Annotated in this window: 26 protein-coding genes and 1 pseudogene; 14 read left to right on the forward strand and 13 right to left on the reverse strand. The window is 73.2% G+C overall.

The features are described from left to right. Positions 1-129 precede the first annotated feature (129 nt). Positions 130-477, reverse strand: a complete 348-nt coding sequence (locus ACIQVI_RS24045) for a DoxX family protein (protein WP_403599231.1) — start codon at positions 475-477, stop codon at positions 130-132. 92 nt (positions 478-569) lie between these two features. Here ACIQVI_RS24045 and ACIQVI_RS24050 point away from each other — a divergent pair, with 92 nt between their 5' ends. From ACIQVI_RS24050 to ACIQVI_RS24065, 4 genes are all read left to right on the forward strand, one after another. Next, complete coding sequence (locus ACIQVI_RS24050; protein ID WP_351971113.1) at positions 570-1,016, forward strand: MarR family transcriptional regulator; 447 nt, start codon at positions 570-572, stop codon at positions 1,014-1,016. Between the two features lie 103 nt (positions 1,017-1,119). Continuing rightward, positions 1,120-1,995 carry an alpha/beta fold hydrolase gene (locus tag ACIQVI_RS24055; protein ID WP_403599234.1) on the forward strand — a complete coding sequence of 292 codons (876 nt, stop codon included), beginning with the start codon at positions 1,120-1,122 and terminating at the stop codon, positions 1,993-1,995. A gap of 142 nt (positions 1,996-2,137) precedes the next feature. Then, on the forward strand, positions 2,138-3,091 hold the full coding sequence (locus ACIQVI_RS24060; protein WP_403599237.1) for a hypothetical protein: 954 nt from the start codon (positions 2,138-2,140) through the stop codon (positions 3,089-3,091). 2 nt (positions 3,092-3,093) lie between these two features. After that, positions 3,094-3,450 carry a GntR family transcriptional regulator gene (locus ACIQVI_RS24065; RefSeq protein ID WP_351971116.1) on the forward strand — a complete coding sequence of 119 codons (357 nt, stop codon included), beginning with the start codon at positions 3,094-3,096 and terminating at the stop codon, positions 3,448-3,450. 103 nt (positions 3,451-3,553) lie between these two features. Here ACIQVI_RS24065 and ACIQVI_RS24070 read toward each other — a convergent pair whose 3' ends face one another. The 5 genes and pseudogenes from ACIQVI_RS24070 to ACIQVI_RS24090 all read right to left on the reverse strand — a co-directional run. Continuing rightward, a complete protein-coding gene (locus tag ACIQVI_RS24070) occupies positions 3,554-4,513 on the reverse strand; it encodes a D-2-hydroxyacid dehydrogenase family protein (protein ID WP_403599240.1) in 960 nt (319 codons plus the stop codon). A 40-nt stretch (positions 4,514-4,553) separates the two neighbouring features. Next, positions 4,554-5,921 (reverse strand): threonine/serine exporter ThrE family protein, encoded by a 1,368-nt coding sequence (locus tag ACIQVI_RS24075; RefSeq protein WP_403599243.1) that lies wholly within the window; start codon positions 5,919-5,921, stop codon positions 4,554-4,556. 33 nt (positions 5,922-5,954) lie between these two features. Further along, positions 5,955-6,392: a hypothetical protein gene (locus ACIQVI_RS24080; RefSeq protein WP_351971119.1), complete on the reverse strand. Its 438-nt coding sequence runs from the start codon at positions 6,390-6,392 to the stop codon at positions 5,955-5,957. Continuing rightward, positions 6,389-7,858, reverse strand: coding sequence for an APC family permease (locus ACIQVI_RS24085; RefSeq protein ID WP_403599248.1), 1,470 nt, complete (start codon positions 7,856-7,858; stop codon positions 6,389-6,391). The genes ACIQVI_RS24080 and ACIQVI_RS24085 overlap by 4 nt, the downstream gene beginning before the upstream one ends. Before the next feature lie 218 nt (positions 7,859-8,076). Further along, positions 8,077-8,409: pseudogene (locus ACIQVI_RS24090) on the reverse strand (MerR family transcriptional regulator); the annotation flags it as partial. A 104-nt stretch (positions 8,410-8,513) separates the two neighbouring features. Between ACIQVI_RS24090 and ACIQVI_RS24095 the strand changes: the two are divergent. Then, positions 8,514-8,873, forward strand: coding sequence for a hypothetical protein (locus tag ACIQVI_RS24095; RefSeq protein WP_351971121.1), 360 nt, complete (start codon positions 8,514-8,516; stop codon positions 8,871-8,873). Between the two features lie 89 nt (positions 8,874-8,962). On the opposite strand, the gene ACIQVI_RS24100 is transcribed toward ACIQVI_RS24095, so the two are convergent. The 5 genes from ACIQVI_RS24100 to ACIQVI_RS24120 form a co-directional block, all read right to left on the reverse strand. Then, positions 8,963-9,223: an SCO5918 family protein gene (locus tag ACIQVI_RS24100; RefSeq protein ID WP_351973858.1), complete on the reverse strand. Its 261-nt coding sequence runs from the start codon at positions 9,221-9,223 to the stop codon at positions 8,963-8,965. A gap of 60 nt (positions 9,224-9,283) precedes the next feature. Continuing rightward, the gene (locus ACIQVI_RS24105; protein ID WP_403599251.1) at positions 9,284-9,541 is read right to left on the reverse strand and encodes a CBS domain-containing protein; all 258 of its coding nucleotides are present in this window, start codon (positions 9,539-9,541) and stop codon (positions 9,284-9,286) included. Positions 9,542-9,661: 120 nt separating this feature from the next. Further along, positions 9,662-11,086, reverse strand: coding sequence for a DEAD/DEAH box helicase (locus ACIQVI_RS24110; protein ID WP_403599254.1), 1,425 nt, complete (start codon positions 11,084-11,086; stop codon positions 9,662-9,664). Positions 11,087-11,282: 196 nt separating this feature from the next. Further along, entirely contained in the window at positions 11,283-11,486 is a 204-nt protein-coding gene (locus ACIQVI_RS24115; RefSeq protein WP_345280078.1) for a cold-shock protein, read from the reverse strand. A 298-nt stretch (positions 11,487-11,784) separates the two neighbouring features. Next, complete coding sequence (locus tag ACIQVI_RS24120) at positions 11,785-12,606, reverse strand: class I SAM-dependent methyltransferase (protein WP_403599257.1); 822 nt, start codon at positions 12,604-12,606, stop codon at positions 11,785-11,787. 430 nt (positions 12,607-13,036) lie between these two features. On the opposite strand from ACIQVI_RS24120, the gene ACIQVI_RS24125 reads away from it, so the two are divergent. Together ACIQVI_RS24125 and ACIQVI_RS24130 are read left to right on the forward strand one after the other, a co-directional pair. Continuing rightward, positions 13,037-14,425 carry a glutamate decarboxylase gene (locus ACIQVI_RS24125; protein WP_403599260.1) on the forward strand — a complete coding sequence of 463 codons (1,389 nt, stop codon included), beginning with the start codon at positions 13,037-13,039 and terminating at the stop codon, positions 14,423-14,425. 107 nt (positions 14,426-14,532) lie between these two features. Then, a complete protein-coding gene (locus tag ACIQVI_RS24130) occupies positions 14,533-14,943 on the forward strand; it encodes a VOC family protein (RefSeq protein WP_351973861.1) in 411 nt (136 codons plus the stop codon). Positions 14,944-15,230: 287 nt separating this feature from the next. On the opposite strand, the gene ACIQVI_RS24135 is transcribed toward ACIQVI_RS24130, so the two are convergent. After that, positions 15,231-15,662, reverse strand: a complete 432-nt coding sequence (locus ACIQVI_RS24135; RefSeq protein WP_403599263.1) for a MazG nucleotide pyrophosphohydrolase domain-containing protein — start codon at positions 15,660-15,662, stop codon at positions 15,231-15,233. Then, the gene (locus tag ACIQVI_RS24140; protein WP_403599266.1) at positions 15,659-16,906 is read right to left on the reverse strand and encodes a beta-ketoacyl-[acyl-carrier-protein] synthase family protein; all 1,248 of its coding nucleotides are present in this window, start codon (positions 16,904-16,906) and stop codon (positions 15,659-15,661) included. Before ACIQVI_RS24140 ends, ACIQVI_RS24135 begins: the two co-directional genes overlap by 4 nt. Positions 16,907-17,177: 271 nt before the next feature. Here ACIQVI_RS24140 and ACIQVI_RS24145 point away from each other — a divergent pair, with 271 nt between their 5' ends. From ACIQVI_RS24145 to ACIQVI_RS24175, 7 genes are all read left to right on the forward strand, one after another. Then, positions 17,178-17,951, forward strand: coding sequence for an XRE family transcriptional regulator (locus tag ACIQVI_RS24145; RefSeq protein WP_351969372.1), 774 nt, complete (start codon positions 17,178-17,180; stop codon positions 17,949-17,951). Positions 17,952-18,195: 244 nt separating this feature from the next. Continuing rightward, positions 18,196-19,272, forward strand: coding sequence for a diiron oxygenase (locus ACIQVI_RS24150; protein ID WP_403599269.1), 1,077 nt, complete (start codon positions 18,196-18,198; stop codon positions 19,270-19,272). Then, positions 19,269-20,198: an iron-sulfur cluster-binding domain-containing protein gene (locus tag ACIQVI_RS24155; RefSeq protein ID WP_351969370.1), complete on the forward strand. Its 930-nt coding sequence runs from the start codon at positions 19,269-19,271 to the stop codon at positions 20,196-20,198. Before ACIQVI_RS24150 ends, ACIQVI_RS24155 begins: the two co-directional genes overlap by 4 nt. A gap of 115 nt (positions 20,199-20,313) precedes the next feature. Then, a complete protein-coding gene (locus tag ACIQVI_RS24160) occupies positions 20,314-21,150 on the forward strand; it encodes an arylamine N-acetyltransferase (protein ID WP_403599272.1) in 837 nt (278 codons plus the stop codon). Positions 21,151-21,155: 5 nt separating this feature from the next. Next, positions 21,156-21,755 carry an RBBP9/YdeN family alpha/beta hydrolase gene (locus ACIQVI_RS24165; protein WP_403599275.1) on the forward strand — a complete coding sequence of 200 codons (600 nt, stop codon included), beginning with the start codon at positions 21,156-21,158 and terminating at the stop codon, positions 21,753-21,755. Next, positions 21,748-22,971: an MFS transporter gene (locus tag ACIQVI_RS24170; RefSeq protein ID WP_351969367.1), complete on the forward strand. Its 1,224-nt coding sequence runs from the start codon at positions 21,748-21,750 to the stop codon at positions 22,969-22,971. Before ACIQVI_RS24165 ends, ACIQVI_RS24170 begins: the two co-directional genes overlap by 8 nt. A gap of 55 nt (positions 22,972-23,026) precedes the next feature. Beyond that, on the forward strand, positions 23,027-24,289 hold the full coding sequence (locus tag ACIQVI_RS24175) for an ATP-grasp domain-containing protein (RefSeq protein ID WP_403599279.1): 1,263 nt from the start codon (positions 23,027-23,029) through the stop codon (positions 24,287-24,289). Positions 24,290-24,322 lie beyond the last annotated feature (33 nt).

Genomic DNA, 24,322 nt, shown 5'->3' on the forward strand with positions numbered 1-24,322 from the left:
GAGACGTCTCGTCTCGTTGTGTCGAAGGTACAGCAGGGGCGCGCTCCCCGCAAGACGTTACGTCTCGTTGGGTTCGCGCTCGGGGGATTCCCGCTCGTCGGGTGCGTGCCCGGCGGGCCGGTGGGCGGGTCAGGCGGAGGCTATGCGCAGGACCAGGGCGGCCGCCGCGAGCAGGGCGAGGACCGCGGCCGGGGCCACCACGTAGTCCTTCGCGCGCAGGTGGGTGATGACGGCGCCGAGGAAGTAGAGGATCACGCCGATCGCCGCCGCCTCGCCGAGCGCGGGCACGGCCAGGCCCACGAGGAGGCCGATCGCGCCGGCCGCCTTCGCGGCCGCGAGCCAGGGGAACCAGGACTCGGGAACGCCGAACCTGGTCATGTTGTCGATGATCTGCGGGTTGCGCGTGAAGGTGAAGAAGGCGGAGGCGGAGAGCGCGAGGGCGAGCAGGGCGGCGACGACGGCGTAGGCGATGAACATGGGGACGCTCCAACGATAAGTCAGCAACAATCGTTGAACTGTATCAACGGTTTCCCTCGCTCCACAATAGGGCCGCTGTTACGGTGGATGACATGGCAGCAGTTCTCCCGAGCGACCGTCTCGGCTTCCTCCTCTCCTTCCGCGGGGAGCTCACCGGCGCGCGGATCCGCGCCGCCCTGGGCGTCGCCGGGCTGCACCCGAGGAGCGTGATGACGCTCATGCAACTCGCCCCCGGGGCCATGAGCCAGCGGGACCTGGCCGCCGCCATGGAGGTCGACCCCAGCCAACTGGTCTCGATCCTCAACGAGTTGGAGGACCAGGGGCTCGCGGAGCGGCGGCGCGACCCCGCCGACCGGCGCCGGCACATCGTGGAGATCACGGAGACGGGCGCGGCCGCCCTGGAGCGGGTCGACACGGCGGTGAGCGCGGCGGAGCGGGAGCTCTTCGGCGGCCTCACCGACACCGAACAGGCGCTGCTGCGGAGCCTGCTGGACCGGGTGGTGGTCGACCGGGCCGGTCACGAGTGCGGGGCCGAGTAGGTACGGCCTGATCGGGCGGCCGGGCAGGCGGACGGGTGGTCGATGAGTTTCGGCGCGGCCGGGAGTCCACCCCCATGACCGTCCCACCACCGAGGAGACCGCCATGGCCGAGACCGACACCAGGACCCTGGACACCGCCGGAGCCGCCCTGCGCTACGACGTGCGCCCCGGCACGGACGCCGGTGAGCCTCCCCTTCTGCTCATCGGGTCCCCCATGGACGCGACCGGCTTCGCCACCCTCGCCTCCCACTTCCCCGACCGGACCGTCGTGACGTACGACCCGCGCGGGGTGTCCCGCAGCGTGCGGACCGACGGGGCGGCGGAGACGCTTCCCGAGGAGCACGCCGACGACCTGGCCCGCCTCGTCGAGGCGCTCGGCGCCGGCCCCGTGGACGTCTTCGCGAGCAGTGGCGGCGCCGTCAACGCCCTCGCCCTGGTCGCCCGGCGCGGCGACCTGGTGCGCACCCTCGTCGCGCACGAGCCCCCGCTGGCCCGGGTCGTCCCGGACCGGGAGGCGGCCCTCGCGGCCTGCGCGGACATCCGCGAGACCTATTTGCGGGAGGGCTGGGGGCCCGGGATGGCCAAGTTCCTCGCGCTGGTGAGCCACCTGGGCCCCGTCCCCGCCGACTGGACCGAGCGGCCCGCCCCCTCCCCGGACGCGTTCGGGCTGCCGACCGAGGACGACGGCACCCGCGAGGACCCGCTGCTCGGCCAGAACATCCGCGGCTGCACCTCCCACCTCCCCGACTTCGCCGCCCTGCGCGCCACGCCGACCCGGATCGTCGTCGCCGCCGGGAAGGAGTCCGAGGGCACGCTCGCCGCGCGCGCCGCGCTCGCCGTCGCGGAGGGGCTCGGGACCCCGCTCACCGTCTTCCCCAGCCACCACGGCGGCTTCCTGGGCGGCGAGTTCGGCCAGCACGGCGCCCCGGAGGAGTTCGCCGCGGCGCTCCGGACGGCCCTGGAGGGCGACGACAGCTGACTCACCCGGCCCGGGGCCCGGCGACGGCGACCGATCCGGGCGACACGAACGCGGCGACGGTCCCCACCGCCGCCGCGTTCGTGTCGCCCGCACCCTTCCCAAGGCTCATTGTTCTAGTAGAGTGCGAACAAGGGAGGTTTTCATGAACCGAGCCACACCCCGTCTCCGCGCGCTCTCCGCGCTCCCCTTCGTCCTCGCGCTCCTCGTGTACTCGCTGGTGTTCGCCCTCTGGTACGACCGGCTGCCCGACCCCCTCGCCACCCACTTCGGCACCGAGGGCGGAGGCCGCGCCGACGGATTCACCGACCGCGCCGCCTACGCGGCCGTCAGCACGGCCCTGCTCCTCGGCCTCGCCGTCGGCTGGCACTTCTTCGTCCGCCGCACCGCCCTGTGGGGCGCGTGGGCCACGGCAGGCTTCACCGGAGCGCTGCTCGTCCTGATCCTGCGGGACAACCTGGACGCCACCGACCCGGCCCAGGTCGTCTCCCCGCTCGCCAACCTCACCGTCGCGGCCGCCGTCGCCGCCGTCCTCGCCCTCGCGGGCCGGGCCCTGACCCGGCTCGTCCCCGAGGAGGAGCCGGTCCCCGGCCCCGGCGCCGCGGACGGCCCCCGGCTCCCGCTCGGCCCGAGCGAGGTCGCCGGCTGGTCCCGCGCCGCCGGTTCCCGGCCGCTCACCGCCCTCGCGGTCCTCGCCCTCGCCGCCGTCCCCGTCACCCTGCTCCTGGTCCCCTGGCCCGAGGCCTGGCCCGCCCTCCTCGGCCTGGTCGTCGGAGTGCCGGGACTCGCCCTCGCCCGCGTCCGGGTCACCGTCGACCGGCGCGGCCTCACCGTCCGGCCCGCCCTCGTCCCCCGGCCCCGCGTCCGCGTCCCGCTCGCCGAGGTCACCGGCGCCACCGTCCGCGACATCGACCCCGTCACCGAGTTCGGCGGCTGGGGCTACCGGGTGTGGCCGCAGCGCACGGGCGTCGTCCTGCGCTCCGGCGAGGCCCTCGTCGTACGGCGCGACAGCGGGCGCGAGTTCGCGGTCACCGTGTCCGACGCGCACACCGCGGCCGCCCTCCTCAACACCCTCGTCGAACGGCGTGGGAGGCTCTGACCGTGCTCTTCCGCGTCGACCCGGCCTCGGCCGTCCCCCTCGGTGACCAGATCGCCGCCTGCGTCCGGGGCGCGCTCGCCGACGGCTCGGCCGCTCCCGGCGAACGCCTCCCGGCCGCCCGGGAACTCGCCGACTCCCTCGGCGTCAACGTCCACACCGTCCTGCGCGGCTACCAGCGGCTCCGGGAGGAGGGCCTGATCGAACTCCGCCGGGGCCGGGGCGCCATCGTCGTCCCCGGCGCCACCGCTCCCGACCGGGCCCGGCTGGTCTCCCGGCTCCGCGAGGCGGCGGCGGAGGCCCGCGAACTGGGCCTCACGGACGAGGAGTTCCTGGACCTGGCGCGCACGAGCCTGGGGTAGGAGGCCCGTACCCCCGACGGGTCCCGCGCCCCGGGCCCGCCCCCGTACGGCACCTCGGTCCCCGTACGGCCCGCCTCCGTACGGCCGGGTCCCGTACGGCCCCTCAGCCCAGCTCGCGCACCGGCTTCCCCGCCAGGAACGCCTCGACGTCTTCCACCGCCTGCCCGAAGTACCGCCCGTAGTTCCCCTCCGTCACGTACCCGAGGTGGGGGAGGGCCAGGACGTTCGGCAGGGTCCGCAGCGGGTCGTCGGCGGGCAGCGGCTCCGTGTCGTAGACGTCGAGGCCCGCCCCCGCGATCCACCCCTCACGCAGCGCCCGCAGCAGCGCCCCGCCGTCGACAAGCCCGGCCCGGGAGGTGTTGACGAGGTACGCGGACGGGCGCATCGCCCGCAGTTCGGGCTCCCCGACCAGGCCCCGGGTGCGGTCGGAGAGCACCATGTGCAGCGACACGAAGTCGCCCTCCGCCATCAGCTCCCGCAGGTCCTTCACGTACCGCGCGCCGTGCTCGGCGGCCCGCTCCTCCGTCAGGTGCGGGCTCCAGGCGGCGACGTCCATGCCGAAGGCGAGGCCGATCCGGGCCATCTTCGCGCCGATCTTGCCGAGGCCGACGAGCCCCAGGGTCCGGCCGGCCAGGTCGGCGCCGACGGTGGACTGCCAGGGCCCGCCCTCCCGCACCGCCCGCGCCTCGGCCGGCACGTGCCGGGCCAGGCCGAGCAGGAGCGCCCAGGTCAGCTCGGTCGGCGGCGTGGAAGAGCTCTCCGTGCCGCAGACGGTGACGCCCCGGGCGCGGGCGGCGGCGACGTCGATCGAGGCGTTCCGCAGGCCGGAGGTGATCAGGAGCCGCAGCCGGGGCAGCCGGTCGAGCAGCGCCGCGTCGACCGGCGTCCGCTCCCGCATGACGACGAGGATCTCGCAGTCCCCGACCGCGTCGACCAGGGCGTCCCGGTCGGTGAGGTGCTCGCGCAGGACGCGCACCTCGACGCGGCCGTCGAGCGGGCTCCAGTCGGCGGAGGACAGGGCGACGCCCTGGTAGTCGTCGAGTACGGCACAGCGCAGCTTCATGGGGTACATGATCGCGTACGCGCTCCGCCGGGGGAACGGGTCAGGAGGCCGCGGGGAACTCCTTCTCCACCCGGGCCGGGACCAGCGCCGCCCCCGCGATCAGCCCGACCGCGATCGTCGTCACGATCGTGACGAAGTCCATCAGGTCGTGGAAGCCGTGCAGGACGTGCCCGCCCGCCAGGGAGGTGAGCGCCCGCAGCCCCAGGGAGCCTGCGGTGAGGGTGAAGAAGCCGCCCAGGAGGAGCACGAGCCGGGGCGGGCGCCCGGCCGGCCGGGAGAGGAGGTCCGCGGCGGCGGCGAGGGCCGTCGCGGCGACGAAGGTGCCCGCGACCTCCCCGACCAGGGCCGTGCCCGCCGCCTGCGCCCCGAGCGCCAGGTACACCAGGCCCGCCGGCCACCCCGCGACCCGCCACGGCACCCCGAAGGCGAGGACCAGGCCCAGCGTGAACACCGCCCAGCTCCCCACGATCACCCACCGGGACAGGTCCGGGTCCCCGACGGTGTCGAAGAGCGCGCCGGTCGGGGTGCCCGTGACGGCCACGCCGAGCAGCACGCCCACGTACAGCTGGAGGAGCAGGACCAGGGCGTACACGAGCCGGACGGCGCCGGTCGTCAGGAACCCGCCGACCAGTTCGGCGGCGGCCGCGCTGAGCAGGTCGCCGGGCACGAAGAAGAACAGCGCCGGAAGCATGATCATCACCGGTCCGCCGTGGCCGCTCTCCGGCCGGAGCAGCCCGAGCGTCACCAGGGAGACCAGGGTGGCGGCGAGCAGCGGCAGGACCCGGGCGAGGCGTGGGTGCCGCTCGGAGAGCACGGTGAGCGCGGCGACCGGGGTCGCGAGGAGGGCGGTGGTGCCGATCTCGTACCAGGTGGCCTGCACGGCGGGCGCGAAGCCGACGGCGAAGAGGACGATGCCGATCAGCCGGGCCCAGGAGGGCACGGGGGAGGGCAGCGCCTCGATCCGCCGCAGCCCGGCGACCGCCTCGGGCAGGGCGGGCCGCTCGGTCCGCAGCCGCTCGACGAACTCCTTCAGGGCGACGGCCCGGTCGAGCCGGGCGACGTCCGGGAAGGCCCTGACGGTCGAGGTGAGGGTGAGGCCCCCGGCGGTCACCGTCAGCACGGCGCCGTCCGCGACGACCACGGTCTCGGCCCGCCCGCCGTACGTCCGGGCGACGCCCCGCACGATCCGGTCGACCCCTTCGGCGCCCTCGCCGCTGAACCGCAGCAGGAAGCGGGCCAGTTCGCGGAGGAAGTCGTGGAGGACGGCGGGGTCGGCGTCGGAGCCGGAAGCCGGGACGCCGTCCGGCGAAGGCGGGCCCGGCTCCCCGCCGCCCACCGGCTCTCCGCCGCCCACCGGCTCTCCGCCGCTCGTCGCCCCTCCGCCGCCCACCGGCTCTCCTCCGCTCACCGGCCCTCTCCGCTCACCGCTCCCCGTCGTCCCTCACCTGCGTACGGTGCCGTCGGTCTTGAGGTCCGCCAGTTGCTCCTCGAACTCGTCGAGCTTGTCGGGGCAGTAGACCTTCAGGACGATCCGCTCGGCCTCGACGGCCCGGTCGTCGGAGATGACGGGCCGCTGGCCGGGCCCGGTGGCGCCGTTGGACTGCTGGATCTTCCACAGCGCCGTCTCCAGGGCGTTGCCCGGTGCCTCGCAGACCTGCCCGCCGTCCGTGCCGAGCAGCCGCTCGACGGTGTCCGTGTCGGGGGACGGGTATCCGGCCCTGACCAGCTCCTCCTGGAGCTGATTGGCCTTGGAGAGCGTCTCGTTGTTCCGCTTCACGGACTCGTAGCGGATCAGGCCGGTGACGACGAGGGCGACCAGGATGACGATCGCGCCCCAGTAGATCCACCGGTGCTCGGAGGCGAAGCGGGTGGGGCTCATGCCTGCCCTCCCTCGGTCGGCTTCGGGCCGGCGGCGGCCGTGCGCCAGTCCGGCTTGCGGAACTTCAGGAAGAGCGCCGGGATCAGCAGGCCCAGGATCACCAGACCGCCGCCGATGACGAGCACGTACGACCAGACGCTGCTGCCGCCGAACTGCGACGGCGGGACGAAGCCGATGGCGAGGGCCGCCAGGGAGGCGAGCAGGCCGACCGAGCACAGCAGGCCCAGGACGGGCGCCCGGTAGCCGCGCGGATGGTCCGGCTGGGTCTTCCGCAGGCGCATCGCGGCCACGAACATCAGCAGGTAGACGATCAGGTACACCTGCGTGGTGATGGTGGAGAAGATCCAGTACACGCTCGACACGTTGGGGATCAGCGCGTAGAGCAGGGCGATGACCGAGGTCACCACGCCCTGCGTGACCAGGATGTTCTGCTGGATGCCGTACTTGTTGAGCTTCTGCAGGAACGGCGGCAGGTAGCCCTCGCCGCGCGAGATCTCCAGGAGGCCCTTGGACGGCCCGGCGAGCCAGGTCAACATGCCGCCGAGGGAGGCGGAGATCAGCATGACGGCGGCGATCGGGGTCATCCACCCGACGTGGAAGTACGAGAAGAAGGCGTTGAAGGCCTGCATCACGCCGGCCGTCAGGCTGAGCTGGTCGGCGGGGACGACCCAGCTGATCGCGAGCGCCGGCAGGATGAAGATCAGCAGGACCAGGCCCACCGCCAGGAACATCGACTTCGGGTACTCCTTCGCCGGGTCCTTGAGCGAGGAGACGTGCACGGCGTTCATCTCCATGCCGGAGTACGACAGGAAGTTGTTGACGATCAGGACGAGGCTGGCGAGGCCCGTCCACTGCGGCAGCAGGTGGTTCGCGTCCATCGGCGCGGCCGACGCGTTGCCCTGGCCGAGGAAGACCATGCCGAGGACGACGAGGACCGTGCCCGGCACCAGGGTCCCGATGATCAGGCCCCAGCTGGAGAGCCCGGCGAGGGCCTTCGTGCCGCGCGAGGAGACCCACACGCCGGTCCAGTACAGGACCATGATGACGATCGCCGTGTAGACGCCGTTCGACGCGAGGGAGGGGTCGATGACGTACGCGATGGTGGAGGCCACGAAGGCGAGCAGGCTCGGGTAATAGAAGATCGTCATCGCGAACTGGCACCAGACCGCGAGGAACCCGAGCGGCTTGGAGAGGCCCTCGGACACCCAGCGGTAGACGCCGCCGCTCCAGCCGGAGGCGAGCTCGGCGGAGACCAGGGCGGTCGGCAGCAGGAACACGACGGCCGGCACGAGGTAGAGGAACACGCAGGCCAGGCCGTAGACGGCCATCGTCGGCGCGGCCCGCAGGCTGGCCACCGACGCGGTCGTCATCAGGGCCAGCGTCACCCAGGTGAGGGTGGTGGGCGCGGGCCGCGTCGCCGCCGCCCGTGGTCGGGGAACGTCGGCCGGGGTGTCGATGCTGCTCATGGGCCCTCCGGGCGTGGAGCGTCGGGCGTCGCGCGTCGGACGATCACCCCACGCTCCGACGGCACCCGGGGCCGGGCAACCGGAGGCGCCCGGACGGGCTAACGGCCCTCGCGCCGCCCGGTGGACTCCTCCGGGGGCTCCTCGGGGGACCGCTCCGCGGCCCGTTCCGCCGACTGCCCCTCCGGCCGTTCCTCCGGCCGTTCCCCTGTCCGTTCTTCCGGCCGTCCGGCCGCCCGTTCCGCCGCCCGCCGGTACTCCGCGTTGATGCGCTGGGCCTCTTCCAGCTGGTCCTCCAGGATGACGATGCGGCAGGCCGCCTCGACCGGGGTGCCCTGGTCGACGAGTTCCCGGGCGCGGGCCGCGATCCGCAGCTGGTAGCGGGAGTAGCGGCGGTGGCCGCCCCCGGAGCGGAGCGGGGTGATCAGACGGGCCTCGCCGAGGGCGCGGAGGAAGCCCGGGGTCGTGCCGAGCATCTCGGCGGCCCGTCCCATGGTGTAGGCCGGGTAGTCGTCGTCGTCGAGTCGCTCGCCGAGCGGATTGTCCGCTGTCATCTGCACCTCTTCCGGGGAACGCTTCGGGGCCCGGGCGCCGTCCGGCACCTGGGCCCCGGGGGAAATTCAACCACCGGAGGGCGCGCCGCCTAGAATCGGCTCTCATGTCGAAGCCTGACGAACTGCTGATTGACATCGCCACCACGGTGGAGTCCGGGCAGAGCAATCAGATGTCCCTGACCGTGGTCGCGGGGGGCGTGGTCATCACCGGGCGCCTGGCCCCCGAGGCCCTCTGGAGAGAGCGGGTGTCGGAGGTCCTGACGGACTCCGCCCGGCTCGGAGAGTTCTCCGGGGTCTTCAAGCCCTCCGAACGGAAGGAAGACCCGCCGACGCACCTCCACTTCCACCTGGCCCGGATCCTCCAGGGCACGGTGGGCATCCCCGAGACGGGCGGGATGTACCGCGTCGCGATCGCCGACGTCAGCGCGTGGACGGTGGGCGACTTCCGCTACTCCGACCACTGAGCCGCCGACGGACGAACGAGGAGGGCCCGACCGGCACGTGCCGGTCGGGCCCTCCTCGTTCCCGGAGCTCCGGGGTTCCCGGAACGGGGTCAGACGGTCTCGGCGGCCGTCGCCACGGGGAACGTGCCGCAGGTGAAGCCGAGACGGGTCATGGCCCGCACGACCTCCCCGGCGCTGAAGTCGCGGCGGTCCTGGCGGGTGACGACCTCGCCGACCTGCTTCGCGGGGTACTGACGGCGGCCGACGGTGACGAACTCGCCGGTGCCCGGCTCGGGCTTGACGCCCTTCATCGAGTCCAGCACGCCGCTCTTCGTCAGGTCGAAGGGGAAACGGGCGATGACACAGCGCATGATGCCTCTCAGGGGGTGGCAGGGAAGTGCGGGAGGGAAGGGACGGGAGGGGAGGACGGCTCAGCGGGCGGCCGCGACGTCGCCGACGACGTCCCGGATCCGGAGCCGGTCCGTGTACGAGGAGGCGGCGCGGGCGGCGGTGAGCTGGGCCCGGGTGACCAGGCCGGCGGGCCGGTCGTCGCCGTCGCGGACGAGCAGCTGTCCGGTGCGCGCGGCGGCCATGACGGACAGGGCCACCTCGACGGTCAGGTGGTCGGGTGCCTGCGTCGCGGCCTCGTCGGGGGAGGTCCTGCGGAGCTGCGTGCGGAGCGGTGTCACGAGGTGCCTCCTGCGGCTGCGGGGAAAGGACGGGGACGCCGTACGGGGTGACGCGACCGGCCGGGGTGCCCGGGTGCGCCGGGTGACCGGGCGGGCCCCCGGCGGTCGCGTCCGGAGGCGTTACGCGGCGGCGGGACGGCGGCCGGTCCCGTGGGGGCGGCGGCTCCGTCGGGAGCGGCCGGGGGCGCCGTCGCGGCGGCGTTCGGCCGCGGGGGCCGTGATGACGACGGGGACGCCGGACGGCGCCTGCGCGCCGGTGATGCGGTGCAGCTCGTCCCCGCCGGAGCGGACCTCGGTGACGCGGGGCCGGATGCCCGCGTCCGCCATGAGGCGGACCATGCCCCGGCGCTGGCCCGGGGTGACCAGGGTGACGACGCTGCCGGACTCGCCCGCGCGGGCGGTGCGGCCGCCGCGGTGCAGGTAGTCCTTGTGGTCGGCGGGCGGATCGACGTTGACGACGAGGTCGAGGTGGTCGACGTGGATGCCGCGGGCGGCGACGTTCGTGGCGACGAGCACGGAGACGTGCCCGGTCTTGAACTGCGCCAGGGTGCGGGTGCGCTGGGCCTGCGACTTCCCGCCGTGCAGCGCGGCGGCCCGCACGCCGCTGAGGAGCAGGTCGCGGGTCAGCCGGTCGACGTCGTGCTTGGTGTCGAGGAACATGATCACGCGCCCGTCGCGGGCGGCGATCTCCGTCGTGGTGGCCTGCTTGTCGGAGCCGTGGACGTGCAGCACGTGGTGCTCCATCGTCGTGACCGCGCCGGCGGACGGGTCGACCGAGTGGACGACCGGGTCGTTCAGGTAGCGGCGCACGAGCAGGTCGACGTTGCGGTCCAGGGTGGCGGAGAACAGCATCCGCTGCCCCTCCGGCCGCACCTGGTCGAGCAGGGCGGTGACCTGCGGCATGAAGCCCATGTCGGCCATCTGGTCGGCCTCGTCGAGGACCGTGGTCTCCACCCGGTCGAGGACGCAGTCGCCGCGGTCGATGAGGTCCTTGAGGCGGCCGGGGGTCGCGACGACGACCTCGGCGCCGGAGCGGAGCGCGCTCGTCTGCCGGCCGATCGACACCCCGCCGACGACGGTGGTCGTCCGGAGCCGGAGCGGACGGGCGTACGGGGCGAGGGCGTCGGTCACCTGCTGGGCCAGCTCGCGGGTGGGCACGAGGACCAGGGCGAGGGGCCGCCGGGGCTCGGCGCGCTTCCCGGCGGTCCGGGCGAGCAGCGCCAGGCCGAAGGCCAGGGTCTTGCCGGAGCCGGTCCGGCCGCGGCCCAGGGCGTCACGGCCCGCGAGGGTGTTCGGCAGGGTCGCGCCCTGGATCGGGAAGGGCACGGTCATGCCCTCGGCGGCGAGGGCGGCGAGCAGCGGGGCGGGCAGGTCGAGCGCGGCGAACGTCTCGACGGGCGGCAGCGCGGGGGTGACCGTCCGGGGGAGCGCGAACTCGGCGGGCGGGCCCGAGGGCGTCCGGCCCCCGCCCGGGGAACGGGTGCGGCCGCGGGGCTGCGAGCGGGCGGAACGGGTGGAATGCGCATGTGTACGCGTGCGGTTCATGGCGAACCTTCCTCGATGCGGCGCATATCAAGGAATTCCCGCGGCAGAAATGCGGCACGGACAATTGCGAGACAAGCCGGACCGAAATGAGAGGGGTCCTTCTATGCAAAGAGCTGGGGCCCGCACCCCAAGGTGCGGGCCCCAGCTCGTGCTGCGCGCGGCGCTTCGTGAGAAGCGCCGCGCGTCAGTGACAGCGTCAGGCGGAGACGATGTTCTCCGCGGTCGGGCCCTTCTGGCCCTGCGCGATGTCGAAGTTCACCTTCTGGCCTTCCTGGAGCTCACGGAAGCCCTGCGCGGCGATGTTCGAGTAGTGGGCGAACACGTCGGGGCCGCCACCGTCCTGCTCGATGAAGCCGAAGCCCTTTTCCGCGTTGAACCACTTGACGGTACCGGAAGCCATGTCTTTTCTCCTTCGGGGCAGTGCTCGGAAATCCACACCGTGCGGATTCCGTGTCGCCGCGATGATCGCCCCGACCGGAAAAGACCGGTCATGCTCATGTGCTGATGACGCTCATGCTTCGGGAACCACAACTGCAACTGATGTCGACGGTAGCACGGTGAATGACGGAACGCAGGGCGAGTAATTATTTCCGCGTGTTCCGGTGAGGAATTCTCACGGCGCGTGGTGCTGAATTCTCACTTCGCGAAATCAGATTTCCTGCACCGGCCCGCCACTCCTGCCACCCCTGCCGCTCCTGTCACCCCTTCACCCCGGAGACGACGAGGAACGGCGGGTGGTCGGCCTCCGCCGGGCGGCTGCCCAGGAGGGACGAGTGCCGGGGGAGTACGGGCTCGTGGACGTCCAGATCGGTGAAGCCGGCCTTGCCCAGGACGTCGAGGTACGTCTGGCACGGCCAGTGGTGGTCGACCAGGTCCAGCGGGGCGGCGCCGCCGGGCCGTTCGAGGCGGGTCCGGCGGCGCTCGCCCTTGGTGTAGACGCGGCCGGGGTCGCCGGTGCGGAAGGTCGAGAAGCGGATGCCGGTGCTGCGCGGGTTGGCGTCGAGGACGGCGTACCGGCCGCCGGGGCGCAGGACGCGGTGGACCTCGGCGGCGATGTCGTGCAGGCCCTCGATCTCCCCGACGGTGACGAAGACGAAGCAGGACATGGCGGCGTCCACGGAGCCCTCGTCGAGGAACGCGAGCCGGCCGTCCTCGATCAGCCGGTGGTCGATCCTCGGGTGCGGGTGCCGTTCGCGGGCGACGGCCAGCATCCCCGGCGAGACGTCGGCGGCCACGACGCGCGCGTCGGAGGCCTCGACGACCCGGGCGGCGACCTTGCCGGGCCCGCAGCCGTGGTCCAGGACCGTGCGGACGGCGGAGGAGCCGATGCCGAGGGCGTGGAAGACGGCCGGGTAGCCGATGAGGCGCTCGGGGAGGTCGTCGTAGGAGTCGTAGCCGTCGGCGTCGATGCCGGTGTTGATGTCGGCGTCGATGTCGGCAGGGGTGTCCGTGCTGGTGCTGGTGCTGGTGCTGGTGTCGCCGGTGTCGTCGGCGTCCTTCCATGCGGTGCTGCTGCTCATACGGGGTCGCCTTCCGGCTGTCGGCCTACAGGGGTACAGAGGTGCTGGGGAACACCCTCGGTGATCCACTTCTCCCGGAACGTACTGCTTGTCCCGTCGTGCCGGTATCCGCCCGATCGGCCCGCGCGCCTTCCTCCCCGGGAGCCATCCGCGCAGGTCGGAGCGGGTACGGCGGGGGCCCGGGGGGCCGGGGGCGCCGCTCCGTCACCCGTCCAACGGGTGAACCCCCGCCCGGCCCTCCGTACGGAACCGCAGGTCAGCGGCGGGGAGCCCGTCAAGGCGGCGGAGAACGGACGGCCCCGGCCCGCCCCTTCCTCACCCGCCCGGGCCAACGGGCTCCCCCGCTGCCGGGCGCCGCCCCCGCCCCCGTGGGTTGATGAGAGGCACGGGGCCGTCCGCAGCGGGCGTGCCGTCGAGCGAAGGGGAAGCCGTGGCGCTCCACGAGATGAAGGCCCCGACGAGGGCCGACGCGCGGACGGACGTGTTCGCCTCGCCGCTCAGCGAGCGGGTCCTGCCGAAGTACCGGATGCCCGAGGAGCCCTCCCTGCCGGAGGCCGTCTACGCGATGCTCCACAACGAGCTGCTGCTCGACGGGAACGCGGCGCAGAACCTGGCGACGTTCTGCACGACCTGGTCGGACGACGAGGTCCGGCGCCTGATGGACGAGTGCCTCGACAAGAACATGATCGACAAGGACGAGTACCCGCAGACCGCCGAGATCGAGGCGCGGTGCGTGAACATCCTGGCCGATCTGTGGAACGCCCCGGAGGTCCCGGGCCGCGGGGCCATGGGCTGCTCCACCACCGGCTCCAGCGAGGCCGCCATGCTGGGCGGCCTGGCCCTGAAGTGGCGGTGGCGGGAACGGCGCAGGGCCGAGGGCAAGCCCGTCGACCGGCCCAACATCGTGGCCGGACCCGTCCAGATCTGCTGGGACAAGTTCGCCCGCTACTTCGACGTCGAACTGCGCCAGGTCCCCCTGGAGGACGGCGCGACCGGCCTGCGGCCGCACCAGCTGCGCGAGTACGTCGACGAGAACACGATCGGCGTCGTCGCGATCCTCGGCGTCACCTTCACCTGCGACTACGAGCCGGTCGCGGAGATCGCCGCCGAACTCGACCGGATCCAGGAGGAGACGGGGCTCGACGTCCCGATCCACGTCGACGCCGCCAGCGGCGGTTTCGTCGCGCCCTTCCTCCACCGGGACCTGGTCTGGGACTTCCGGCTCGAACGGGTCTCCTCCATCAACGCCTCCGGCCACAAGTACGGCCTCGCGCCCCTCGGCGTGGGCTGGGCGGTCTGGCGCACGGCGGACCTGCTGCCGAAGGACCTCGTCTTCGACGTGAACTACCTCGGCGGCGACCTGCCGACCTTCGCCCTCAACTTCTCCCGGCCCGGCGGCGAGATCGTCGCCCAGTACTACAACTTCCTGCGCCTGGGGCGGGCCGGTTACCGGCGCGTCCAGGGGGTCTGCGCGGAGACCGCCCGCTACCTGGCCGGGCAGGTCGAGGAGATGGGCCCGTTCACCCTGCTGTACGACGGGCAGGGGGCGCTGCCGGCCGTCTCGTACACCCTCACCGACCCGGAGGGCGCGGGCTTCAGCCTGTACGACCTCTCCGACCAGCTCCGGATGCGGGGCTGGCAGGTGCCCTCGTACCCGCTGCCGCCCGACCGGCAGGAGACCGTCGTCCAGCGGGTCCTGATCCGGCACGGGGTGGGCCGGGACGAGGTCGACCTGCTCGCCCGGGACATGCGGCACTCCCTGGAGCGCCTCACCCGGGGCAAGCCGGCGGACTCGGAGCGCGCGGGATTCCACCACTGACCCGGGGCCGGGCGGACACCCGTACGAACGCCGGTACGGATACCGGTACGGACACCGGTCAGGATTCGAGAAGCGCGGTCGGGGCGGGCGTGGCTAGCGTGGTCGGCATGGACCTCACCATCCACACCACCGCCCTCCCGCACGACGACCCGGACGCCGCCGTCGCCTTCTACCGCGACGCCCTCGGCTTCGAGGTCCGCAGCGACGTCGGGGAGGGGGCCATGCGCTGGATCACGGTCGGGCCGCCCGGGCAGCCCGGCACCTCGATCCTGCTCGCGCCGCCCGCCGCCGACCCCGGCGTCACCGAGGACGAGCGCCGCGTCGTCGCGGAGATGATGGCCAAGGGCACGTACGGCTGGATCCTCCTCGCCACCCGCGACCTCGGCGCCACCTTCGAGAAGGTCCGGGCCGCCGGCGCCGAGGTCGTCCAGGAGCCGACGGACCAGCCGTACGGCATCCGCGACTGCGCCTTCCGCGACCCGGCGGGCAACCTCGTCCGCGTCCAGGAACTCCGCTGACCCGCCGTACGGGAGAGAGGAGTTCCCCCATGTGCCACCCCGCGTGGGCCCGCGCCCGCGAACGCGCCGCCCGGGAGCGGGCCGCGCCGGATCCGTCCGTTCCGGGTCCGGCCGCCCCGGCCCAGGGCGCCCCGCATCCGGTCGCTCCGGGGCCGGTTGGTCCTGACCGGGCCGTACGGGGTCCGGTCACCCCGGGTCCGGTTGCCCCCGGCCCGGTCGTCCCCGAGCAGGTGGTCCCGGTGCGGGACGCCCCCGCGCCGGTCGCCTCCTAGACAGCCGGTCGCCTCCTAGACGGCCGGCCGACCCGCCCCGTCCCCCGTCTCCGCGTACCCCTGCCGTTCCAAGACCTCCGCGACCCGTGGCGGGCGGTACGACGGGCCCTTGAGGACCTTGCCGTCCTCGCGGAGGACGGGGCGGCCGTCGGGGCCGAGCTTCGACATGTTGGCGCGGTGGACCTCGGCGAGGACGGCGTCGAGGTCCACGCCGTGGACCAGGGCCGTGCCGTACGCGAGGTAGACGACGTCGGCCAGTTCGTGCGCGATGTCCACGAGGCGCCCCGCCTCCGTCGCCTCCGCGACCTCGGCCACCTCCTCCTCCAGGAGCGTCTGGCGGTGCCGGGCCAGCTCCGGGGGGACGGCGGCCGGCCGGCCGGTGCCGGTGCCGAGGCCGAAGGCCCGGTGGAACTCGCGGACCAGGTCCTGAGGGGTGGGGGCGGTCATGCGGTCGTCCTTTCGCGACGCAGGGCGAGCACCGCGTTGTGACCGCCGAAACCGAAGGAGTTGCCGAGGACGACGTCGCCGGAGTCCGGCAGCGGGCGCGGCACGTGCGTGACCACGTCCAGGGCGCAGGCGTCGTCGAGGTCGTCGCAGCCGATCGTAGGCGGGATCCGGCCGTGGTGGAGCGTGAGCGCGGCGGCCACGGCCGCCACCGCCCCGGCGGCTCCCTGGAGGTGGCCGATGTTCCCCTTCACGGCGGTCACCGGCGGGTCCCCGTCCTCCCCGAAGACCCGGCGCAGGGCCGCCGCCTCCGCCAGGTCGCCCTCCACGGTGGCGGTGGCGTGCGCGCTGACGTGGACGACGTCGGCCGGTACGGCGCCGGCGTCGGCGAGCGCCCGGCGCAGGGCGCGCACGATCCCGGAGCCCGTGGGGTCGGGCGCGACGATGTGGTGGGCGTCGGCGGACAGGCCCCAGCCCGCCGCCTCGCAGTAGATCCGCGCGCCCCGGGCCCGCGCGTGCTCCTCGGACTCCAGGACGACCGTGCCGGCGCCCTCGCCGTGGACGAAGCCGTCCCGGTCCTTGGCGAAGGGGCGCGAGGCCCGGCCGGGTTCGTCGTTGCGCGTGGACAGGGCCCGCATCGCGGCGAAGGCGCCCATCACGGCGGGCGTGACGGCCGCCTCCGTCCCGCCCGCCACGACGACGTCGAGGTGTCCGTACCGGATGCGGTCGATCGCCTGCCCGATCGCCTCGGTGCCGGAGGCGCACGCGCTGACGACGGTGCGGGCCTCGCCGGTGATCCGCAGGTCGAGGGAGACCTGGGAGGCCGCCTGGGAGGGGACGGTCATGGCGGCGGTGAGCGGCGGTACGCCCCGGGGCCCCTTGTCGCGCAGCCTCCGGTCCCCGTCGACCAGGACGGGGGCGCCGCCGATGATGGTGCCGAGGGAGACCCCCACCCGGTCCGGGTCGAGGCCGCTCTCCCCGGTCCCCGAGGGGGCGAAGCCCGCGTCCCGCCAGGCCTCGCGGGCGGCGACCACCGCGAACCGGGCGGCGCGGTTCATGCGCCGGGCCACGGCCGGGGGCAGCAGCCCGGCGGGGTCCTCCGGCACGGTCGCGGCGATCCGCACGGGCAGACCGGCGAACTCCTCGCCCTCCAGGGCCCGTACGCCGCCGCGGCCCTCCAGGAGCCCCCGCCACAGCTCCGGGACGCCGACGCCGAGCGGGGTGATCGCGCCGAGTCCGGTGATCACGACCCGGCGCGGTGCCGGCCGGTCCGCTCCGGACCGGCCCCCGGACGGAGACGGAGACGGGGGTGGGGGCGAAGGCGGATACGGGTCCGGGGACGGGTGCTGCATGGGGATCTGCTTTCCTGTCGTCGCAGTCGCTCAACTCCACCGCTTTTGGCGGCAGTTGAAAACCATCAAAGCGATTCCCCGGATCTCCGCGCAAGGTGACGAGGCTCTCGTCACTTTCTTCGCGCGCGGTAGAATCGTGTTCCATCGGGGGAGGGGAACGAAGAGCATGGAACTGCCGCAGCTCCTGCGTGCCTGGAGGGTCGACGCGGGCGCGAAGCTCGGACGGGAAAGGGCACTTCCGCAGAAGGAAGTCGCCGAACTCATGGGCGTGAGCGAGCGCTGGTACCGCAGTCTGGAGGCCGGGGACTCCGTATCGCTTTCCAGTGACGTATTGAGCCGGCTTTCCGCGGCGCTCGTGCTTGGCCCCGACGAACGGATGGTGCTTTACAGCAGCGCCCTCGCCGGCGCCGCCGGCATCGCCCTCGCGGACGAGACGGGCGAGACGGAGAGCCAGCTCGCGCTCCTGCACCTGGTCACGGCGCAGGGCCTTTTCCCGGCCTATCTCACCGACGGTTCCTGGAACATGCTGGGCTACAACACGCTCATGGCCGCCTGGTTCCCCTGGGTCCGCGAGCCGCACGCCAATCTCATGCGCTGGGCGCTGAACGACCCCTCAGCACGTGAGCAGATGATCGACTGGCAGGAGCACGCGGAGGTGTACCTCGCGATGCTCCGGTTCGCCCTGGCCGCGAACTCCTCCCGTGACGCTCCCCGTGACGCCCCCCGCGCCGCCCCGCTCAGGGCGCTGCTCGACGGCATACTGCGGGATCCCGAATGCCGCCGGCTGTGGGAGCGGAAGCCGAAGGTCGTCGCCTTCCGCCAGGGTCACCGGTACCGCCTCGCGCTGCCGCACGTCTCGCCCGAGCCGATCACCGTGACCTCCCAGGTGCTTCTCCCCGCCTATCAACACGGCCTCCGCTGCGTCTTCCTGCTGCCGTAGGCCACACCCTACACACGGAATACCCGGTGTGAACCGGCAAGTTTTTGCCGGTTCCGCCGCCGGCGACCGGCAATTTCCTGCCGGTCGCCTTTCCTTTTGTACCGCTTCGGCGACCGGTAACTCCACGAACCCGTACAACTCCGCCCGGCGGCAAACTTTTGCCGCTTGACGGCCACTTGGCCCGCTGGCAGCATCCTGGTCCCACGAACCATTTTCGGACAATCCCGAAGGTTTAAACGAAGCAATGGCATTGCAATTTGCGAGTACGGCCAACCGGACCGTTCTCGCCCGCAGTCATCAGAAGCGCCTCGACCAGGTGTTCGCCTCGACGGAATACCAGCGGGCCGAATACCACGCGACCGAACACGGCGGAAGCGAATACCACGGAGCCGAGAACCGGCGGGCCGAATACCGCAGCCGTTTCCGCACCTGGGAGCGCGTCGCCACCGTACGGAACAGCCCGATGCGGTCCCTGGAGGCCGACGGCGAGCTCTTCTTCAGCCCCGAGCTCGTCCCCGCCCTCGCCCACCCCGTGCTCCGGCGGGCCGCGCCGCACGTCCGTGAGACCGTGCTGGTCCACCGGCTCTACGAGTACCTCCGGTTCACCATCGACCTGGAGCAGAGCGCGGTCATCCCGGTCACCGGGCACATCAGCCGCGGCATGTCCGGGCTCGACCTGCCCGAGGCGATGCGCGCCGACGCGTTCAAGATCGTCACGGACGAGGCCTGGCACGCCCAGTTCACCTACGAGATCCTCCGGCAGGTCCGCGACCGCACCGGCGTCGCCCCCGCCCTCCCGGACGCGCCCACCTTCACCACCGAACTGGCCCGCATCCACGACTCCCTGCCGCACGAGATCCGCGGCCTGGACGAGCTGCTCTTCGCCATCGTCAGCGAGACGCTCATCTCCTCGATCCTGGAGGACCTGCCGCGCGACGGGCGGCTCCCCGAGGGGGTCCGCGAGATGGTGGCCGACCACGCGGTCGACGAGGCCAAGCACCACACGTACTTCTCGACGCTGCTGCGCCACCTGTGGCCCGCGATGACCCGGCGGGAGCGGGAGCTGGCGGGCCCGTACATCCCGCGCCTGATCTTCGCGTTCCTGGAGCCCGACTACACCAGCGCCGCCCTGGGCCTGCGGGCCTCCGGCCTGACGGGCCAGGAGGTCGAGGAGGTCATGACCGACGTGTACGCGCGCGACGGGATCGTGGCCGACGTGCGCCGGGGCGCCGCGCCCACCCTCCAGTACTTCCTCGAAGCGGGCGCGCTGGAGCACGGCGCGACCCTGGAGGCCTTCCAGGAATCGGGGCTGATCGCATGAGGACGGCCATGGTCCGGTCGGCGCACGCCCTGACGCCGACGGTCAGCCGGTACCTGCTCACCCACCCGTACGGCGGCGAACCGCTCCCGGCCGCCGAGCCCGGCCAGCACGTCACGCTGCGCGTCGGGCCGCGCGTCAAGACCTTCACGGTCGTGGCCACCGGGCCCGAGGGCTACGAACTGGCGGTCCGCAACCGCCACCGGGGCGACCGGCGCGACCACCTCTCGCCCCGCCTGTACGCCGGGGCGACCGTCAAGGTCTCCGCCCCGGCCGGCCGGTTCACCGCCGGACACCCGGCCGCCTTCACGCACTTCCTGGCCGCCGGCGTGGGCGTCAACCCCGTCCTGGCGGTCCTGTCCGGGGGACGGCTGCGCGGCTGGACGCTCGTGTACGTCGACCGGGGCGCGGACGAGTTCCCCTTCCTCGACCGCCTCCGGGAACTGGCCCGGGAGCAGGACGGCACCGTCGTCACCCACGACACCGCGACCGGCGGCCGCCCCGACTGGGCCGCGGTCGTCGCCGGGGTCCCGGCGGGCGGCGTCGTCGGCGTGTGCGGCCCGCCCGCCATGGTCGCGGCCGTGCGCACGGCCGCCGAAGAGGCGCCCGGAGAAAGGCAGTTGATTGCCGACGGGCCCGCCTCCGGCACGGCGGAGGTCGCGGAGACCGTGGAGGTGGAGTGCGTGAAGTCCGGCGTCACCTTCGAGGCCACCCGGCACCAGCCGCTCCTCGACGCGCTCCACCGCAACGGCGTCGCCGTCCCCTCCTCCTGCCGCCAGGGCATCTGCGGCACGTGCGAGATCGGGGTCCGCTCCGGCCGGATCGACCACCGCGACGAGGTGCTGACCGACGAGGAGAAGGCCGAGTCCGGCTACATGCTCCCGTGCGTCAGCAGGTCGATCGACCGCCGGCTCGTCCTCGACGTCTGACGCCGTCCCCGTACGCGCGAGCCCGACGCCTCCGTACGCGTACGCCCGGCACCGCCCTCCGTACGCACCCGCACCCGCACCCGCACCCGCACCCGCACCCGACGGGAAAGACCCCATGAACGCCCCCATGAACGACCTCATGAGCACCCCCACGAACGACCTCATCACCCGCTACACGGACCGGATCGGATACGACGGACCGCTGGAGCCGACCCTCGCCCACCTGCGGCGGATCCACGAGGCGCACCTCTACCGCGTCCCCTTCGAGAACTTCTCCATGCACCGCAACGCCGAGCGCGGCCTCACCGGCGAGGTCCTCCACGAGGTGATCGTGGAGGACCGCCGGGGCGGCATCTGCTTCGAGACGGGGCGGATGATGGAGCGGCTGCTCGACGCGTGCGGATTCGCGTACGGGATCCGGCTCGGCAGCGGCTGCGACCCGCACCCGACCCCGGCCACCCACCAGGTCTTCGTCGTCGAACTCGACGGCGAGCGCCTGCTCTTCGACATCGGCTACGGCGCCAGGGGCCCCCGCGGCGTCCTGCCGCTCGTGGACGGCGCGGAGCTGGCGCACCCCGCCCTCTCCACCCGGGTCCGCCTCGACCGCGCCTCCGGCGCCCCGGTCTGGACGGTCTCGGTCAAGGAGCACGCGGTCGGAGCCGCCGACTGGCAGGACATCTACCGGTTCGCCGACGTCCCCGCCGGCGAACTCGACCTGGAGATGGCGCACTTCTACACCACGTCCTCCCCCCACAGCCTGCTCAACCGGTACAAGGTGGCGAGCATCCCCACCGCCGACGGCCGCGTGAGCGTACGGGACGGACACCTGACGGTCGTCGCGGACGGCCGGAGCACCACCACCCCCATCACCGAGGCCGCGGAGCTCCAGGAGGCGGTGGGCCGTCACTTCGGCCTCGCCGTCTCCCCGCGGGACCTCGGCCTCGAAAGGTAAGGACCATGCACTTCCTGACCGTGCCGGGCTACACCGGCTCCGGACCGGACCACTGGCAGACCCATCTGGAGAACGCCTACGAGGGCTTCTCCCGGGTGGTCCAGGACGACTGGGAGGCCGTCGACCGCGACCGCTGGGTCGCCCGGCTCGACGAGGCCGTGCGCGCCGTCGACGGCGAGGTCTTCCTCGTCGGCCACAGCTGCGGCGCCGTCACCGTCGCCCAGTGGGCCGCGACCCGCTACGACGAGCGGGTCGTCGGCGCCCTCCTGGTCGCCCCGGCCGACGTCGAGGCGCCCGACGCCCCGGACGCCATCCGTCCGCAGGCCCCGCTGCCCGCCTCCGCGCTGCCGCTGCGGACCCACCTCGTGGTCTCCGACGACGACCCGTTCCTGTCCCCGGACCGGGGCGCGGCGCTCGCGGCGGCGTGGGGCGCCACCGTCGAGGTCGTCCCCGGCGGCGGCCACCTGGCCACCCGGGACGGCTACGGGCCGTGGGACCACGTGGCGACCCTGATCGCACGCCACTCGGGAGCCGTACCGAAGCGGCGTCCGGCCGCCCCGGGCACGGCGCCGGAGACGACCGAGGGACGTGTTCCCCTTGCGTAGCAAGCTCGCGGCGGTGCCCCGGCCCGTCTACTTCTACCTGGCCGCCTCGTTCTTCATGGGGCTCGCCAACACCATCTTCGACGTGGTGTTCAACTTCTACCTCGCCGAGCGCGGCATCAGCGAGGGCGACGCGGGCGTGATCTACGCCGTCGCCACCGGCGCCATGGCGGTCGCGGTCGTCCCGCTCCTCCTCCTGGGCCGGTACGTCTCGCAACGGGCCCTGCTCATCGGCGCGTCGGTGCTCTACACCGTGCCCTTCGCGGGCCTGCCGTTCGTGTCCTCGATCGTCACCGCCTCGCTCGTCCTGAGCGCGATCCTCGCGGGGATGCTGGGCCTGCTCTCGGTGGGCAACGCGATCGCCGGCGCGCAGGTCCCCGCGTCCGGCCGCACCCGCCTGTTCAGCACCTTCTTCATCTGCTACCTGGGCGCGGGCGTCATCGGCTCCGCCCTGGTGTCGGGGATCAGCGACCGGCTCGACATGAGCGACCTCGACAAGTACCGCTTCTTCCTGCTGCTGTCCTTCGTCGCGGCCTGCCTGATGCTGCTCCTGCGCCTGCCGTCGGCGCGCGAGGTCCCGCGCCCGGCGGCGAAGTCCGCGCAGGACCCGGCCGGGGCGGCGGGCGAGAAGCGCAACTTCGTCACCCTCTTCGTCGCCTCGGGCTTCCTGGGCGCGTCGATCGCGCTGTTCTTCCGCTTCGCGAACGTCCTGTTCGCCCAGATCTACGACATCTCGGTGAGCGACATCTCGCTGATCCTGGGCACCGACAAGATCGTCAGCATCTTCGGCGCCATCTTCGCGCCGGTCCTGGTCAAGAAGTTCTCGCTGCGCCCGAGCGCGGCCTTCTTCGGCATGTTGGCCGTCGTCGGCCTGGTCCTGCAGACGTTCACGGTCCCGCTGGTCGTCTTCACCGTCCTGTACCTGCTGCGGCTGCTGTTCAACTACTGCCTGATGCCGCTGCTCGACACGGTCGCCATGTCCGGCTTCGCGCCGGCCCGCCAGATCGTCTCGATCGCCCTGCGGCAGTCCTCGTTCTACCTGGGCGGGGCCGTCGCGGCCGCCGTCTACGGCAGCCTCCTCGACGACGGACGCTGGCAGGCGGCCCTGTGGGTCTCGGCGGGCTGCGCCCTGGTCGGCTCCCTGGCGATGACCCTGGTCCGGAACGCGGAACCGGCCCCGAAGACCGAGCGCGAGGGAAAGGTCCTGGAGAATGCCTGAGAACCCGAACTCCGCGCCGGGGGCCCGGGAAACCGGGCCCGGGAACCCGGCAACCGTGCCCGGGACCCCGGTCCTCGTCGTGGTGGATCCGTACTCCAGCGGCTCGGTCTTCGCCCGCCGGGCGAAGGAGCGCTACGGCCTGGACGCGGTCGCCGTCCTCACCTCGGAGACCCTCCCGCCGGCCCTCCTGGCGACGTACCCGCGCGAGGACTTCGCCGCGGAGCTCCGCTTCTCGACCGCCGGGGAGACGGCGGCGGAGGTCGAGCGGCTGTGCGGCGGGCGCCGCCCGGACTTCCTCGTCTGCGGCTCGGAGCCGGGCGTGGAGGCGTACGACGCGCTGGCCGCCCACTGGGGGATGCGCCCCAACGCGGGCCCGTCGGACGTGCGCCGGGACAAGTTCCTGATGCAGGAGCGGCTGCGGGAGGCGGGCGTCCCGCACATCCCGCACCACAAGGCGTCCGACACGGAGTCGGCGGTCGCGTGGGCCGGGGACAGCGGCCTGGCGGAGTTCGTCGTGAAGCCGATGCGGTCCTTCGCCACCGACGGCGTGTTCTTCTGCGCCACGCCGGACGAGGTGCGGGCCGCCTGCGACCGCCTCTTCGGCCGCGTCGACCTGGCCGGCGAGGTCATCACCGAACTCCTCGTCCAGGAACGGCTGGTCGGCCCGGAGTACGTGGTCGACTCGGTGTCCCTGGACGGGTCGCCGTTCGTCGTGAACATGTTCCGCTACACGAAGGAGACGATCGACGGGACCCCGGTCTACCGCGCGATGACGGCGGTGGAGGTCGGCGACCACCCGGAGATCACGGACTACGTGGCGCGGGCCCTCGCCGCCCTCGGCATCGAGAACGGCCCCGCGCACAGCGAGCTCGTCCTCACCGACCGGGGCCCGGTCCTCATCGAGACGGGCGCCCGGATGCACGGCGGCCTGGGCCCGGCCCTGGTCGAGCACGCCTCCACCCACTCCCTGACCGACCTGGCCCTGGCCTCCCGGGTGGCCCCGGAGGAGTTCCTGGAGAGGACCCGGACGGCGCCCGCCCTCCACCGGGGCGTGGTCGAGTGCTTCCTCTCCTCCCCGGCGACGGGCACGGTGACGGCGAACCGCGTCAGGGAGGCCTGCGGGGAACTGGACAGCTACCTGTTCGACACCTGCGCCCAGGCCCCCGGCGACCCCGTGGCGAAGACCACCGACCTGATCACCTCGTACGGCCGCGTGGTCCTCTCCCACGAAGACCCGGACACCCTCTCCCGCGACACGACCCACGTCCTGTCCCTGGACCGCAAGGGCGAACTCCTGGACGTACGACCGCCGGACTGACCCCGGCCGCCGCTGGACTGACCCCGGCCGCCG

It is taken from the genome of Streptomyces sp. NPDC098101, assembly GCF_044760185.1.
Taxonomy (GTDB): domain Bacteria; phylum Actinomycetota; class Actinomycetes; order Streptomycetales; family Streptomycetaceae; genus Streptomyces.

Excerpts from the sequence above, each read along its gene's own strand:
- ACIQVI_RS24085 (WP_403599248.1), bottom strand. The coding sequence starts at position 7,858 with ATGAGCAGCATCGACACCCCGGCCGACGTTCCCCGACCACGGGCGGCG.
- ACIQVI_RS24135 (WP_403599263.1), bottom strand. The coding sequence starts at position 15,662 with ATGACCGCCCCCACCCCTCAGGACCTGGTCCGCGAGTTCCACCGGGCC.
- ACIQVI_RS24050 (WP_351971113.1), top strand. The coding sequence starts at position 570 with ATGGCAGCAGTTCTCCCGAGCGACCGTCTCGGCTTCCTCCTCTCCTTC.
- ACIQVI_RS24095 (WP_351971121.1), top strand. The coding sequence starts at position 8,514 with ATGTCGAAGCCTGACGAACTGCTGATTGACATCGCCACCACGGTGGAG.
- ACIQVI_RS24130 (WP_351973861.1), top strand. The coding sequence starts at position 14,533 with ATGGACCTCACCATCCACACCACCGCCCTCCCGCACGACGACCCGGAC.
- ACIQVI_RS24080 (WP_351971119.1), bottom strand. The coding sequence starts at position 6,392 with ATGAGCCCCACCCGCTTCGCCTCCGAGCACCGGTGGATCTACTGGGGC.
- ACIQVI_RS24115 (WP_345280078.1), bottom strand. The coding sequence starts at position 11,486 with ATGGCTTCCGGTACCGTCAAGTGGTTCAACGCGGAAAAGGGCTTCGGC.
- ACIQVI_RS24060 (WP_403599237.1), top strand. The coding sequence starts at position 2,138 with ATGAACCGAGCCACACCCCGTCTCCGCGCGCTCTCCGCGCTCCCCTTC.
- ACIQVI_RS24045 (WP_403599231.1), bottom strand. The coding sequence starts at position 477 with ATGTTCATCGCCTACGCCGTCGTCGCCGCCCTGCTCGCCCTCGCGCTC.
- ACIQVI_RS24055 (WP_403599234.1), top strand. The coding sequence starts at position 1,120 with ATGGCCGAGACCGACACCAGGACCCTGGACACCGCCGGAGCCGCCCTG.
- ACIQVI_RS24120 (WP_403599257.1), bottom strand. The coding sequence starts at position 12,606 with ATGAGCAGCAGCACCGCATGGAAGGACGCCGACGACACCGGCGACACC.
- ACIQVI_RS24100 (WP_351973858.1), bottom strand. The coding sequence starts at position 9,223 with ATGCGCTGTGTCATCGCCCGTTTCCCCTTCGACCTGACGAAGAGCGGC.
- ACIQVI_RS24145 (WP_351969372.1), top strand. The coding sequence starts at position 17,178 with ATGGAACTGCCGCAGCTCCTGCGTGCCTGGAGGGTCGACGCGGGCGCG.
- ACIQVI_RS24070 (WP_403599240.1), bottom strand. The coding sequence starts at position 4,513 with ATGAAGCTGCGCTGTGCCGTACTCGACGACTACCAGGGCGTCGCCCTG.
- ACIQVI_RS24160 (WP_403599272.1), top strand. The coding sequence starts at position 20,314 with ATGAACGCCCCCATGAACGACCTCATGAGCACCCCCACGAACGACCTC.
- ACIQVI_RS24155 (WP_351969370.1), top strand. The coding sequence starts at position 19,269 with ATGAGGACGGCCATGGTCCGGTCGGCGCACGCCCTGACGCCGACGGTC.
- ACIQVI_RS24110 (WP_403599254.1), bottom strand. The coding sequence starts at position 11,086 with ATGAACCGCACGCGTACACATGCGCATTCCACCCGTTCCGCCCGCTCG.
- ACIQVI_RS24150 (WP_403599269.1), top strand. The coding sequence starts at position 18,196 with ATGGCATTGCAATTTGCGAGTACGGCCAACCGGACCGTTCTCGCCCGC.
- ACIQVI_RS24165 (WP_403599275.1), top strand. The coding sequence starts at position 21,156 with ATGCACTTCCTGACCGTGCCGGGCTACACCGGCTCCGGACCGGACCAC.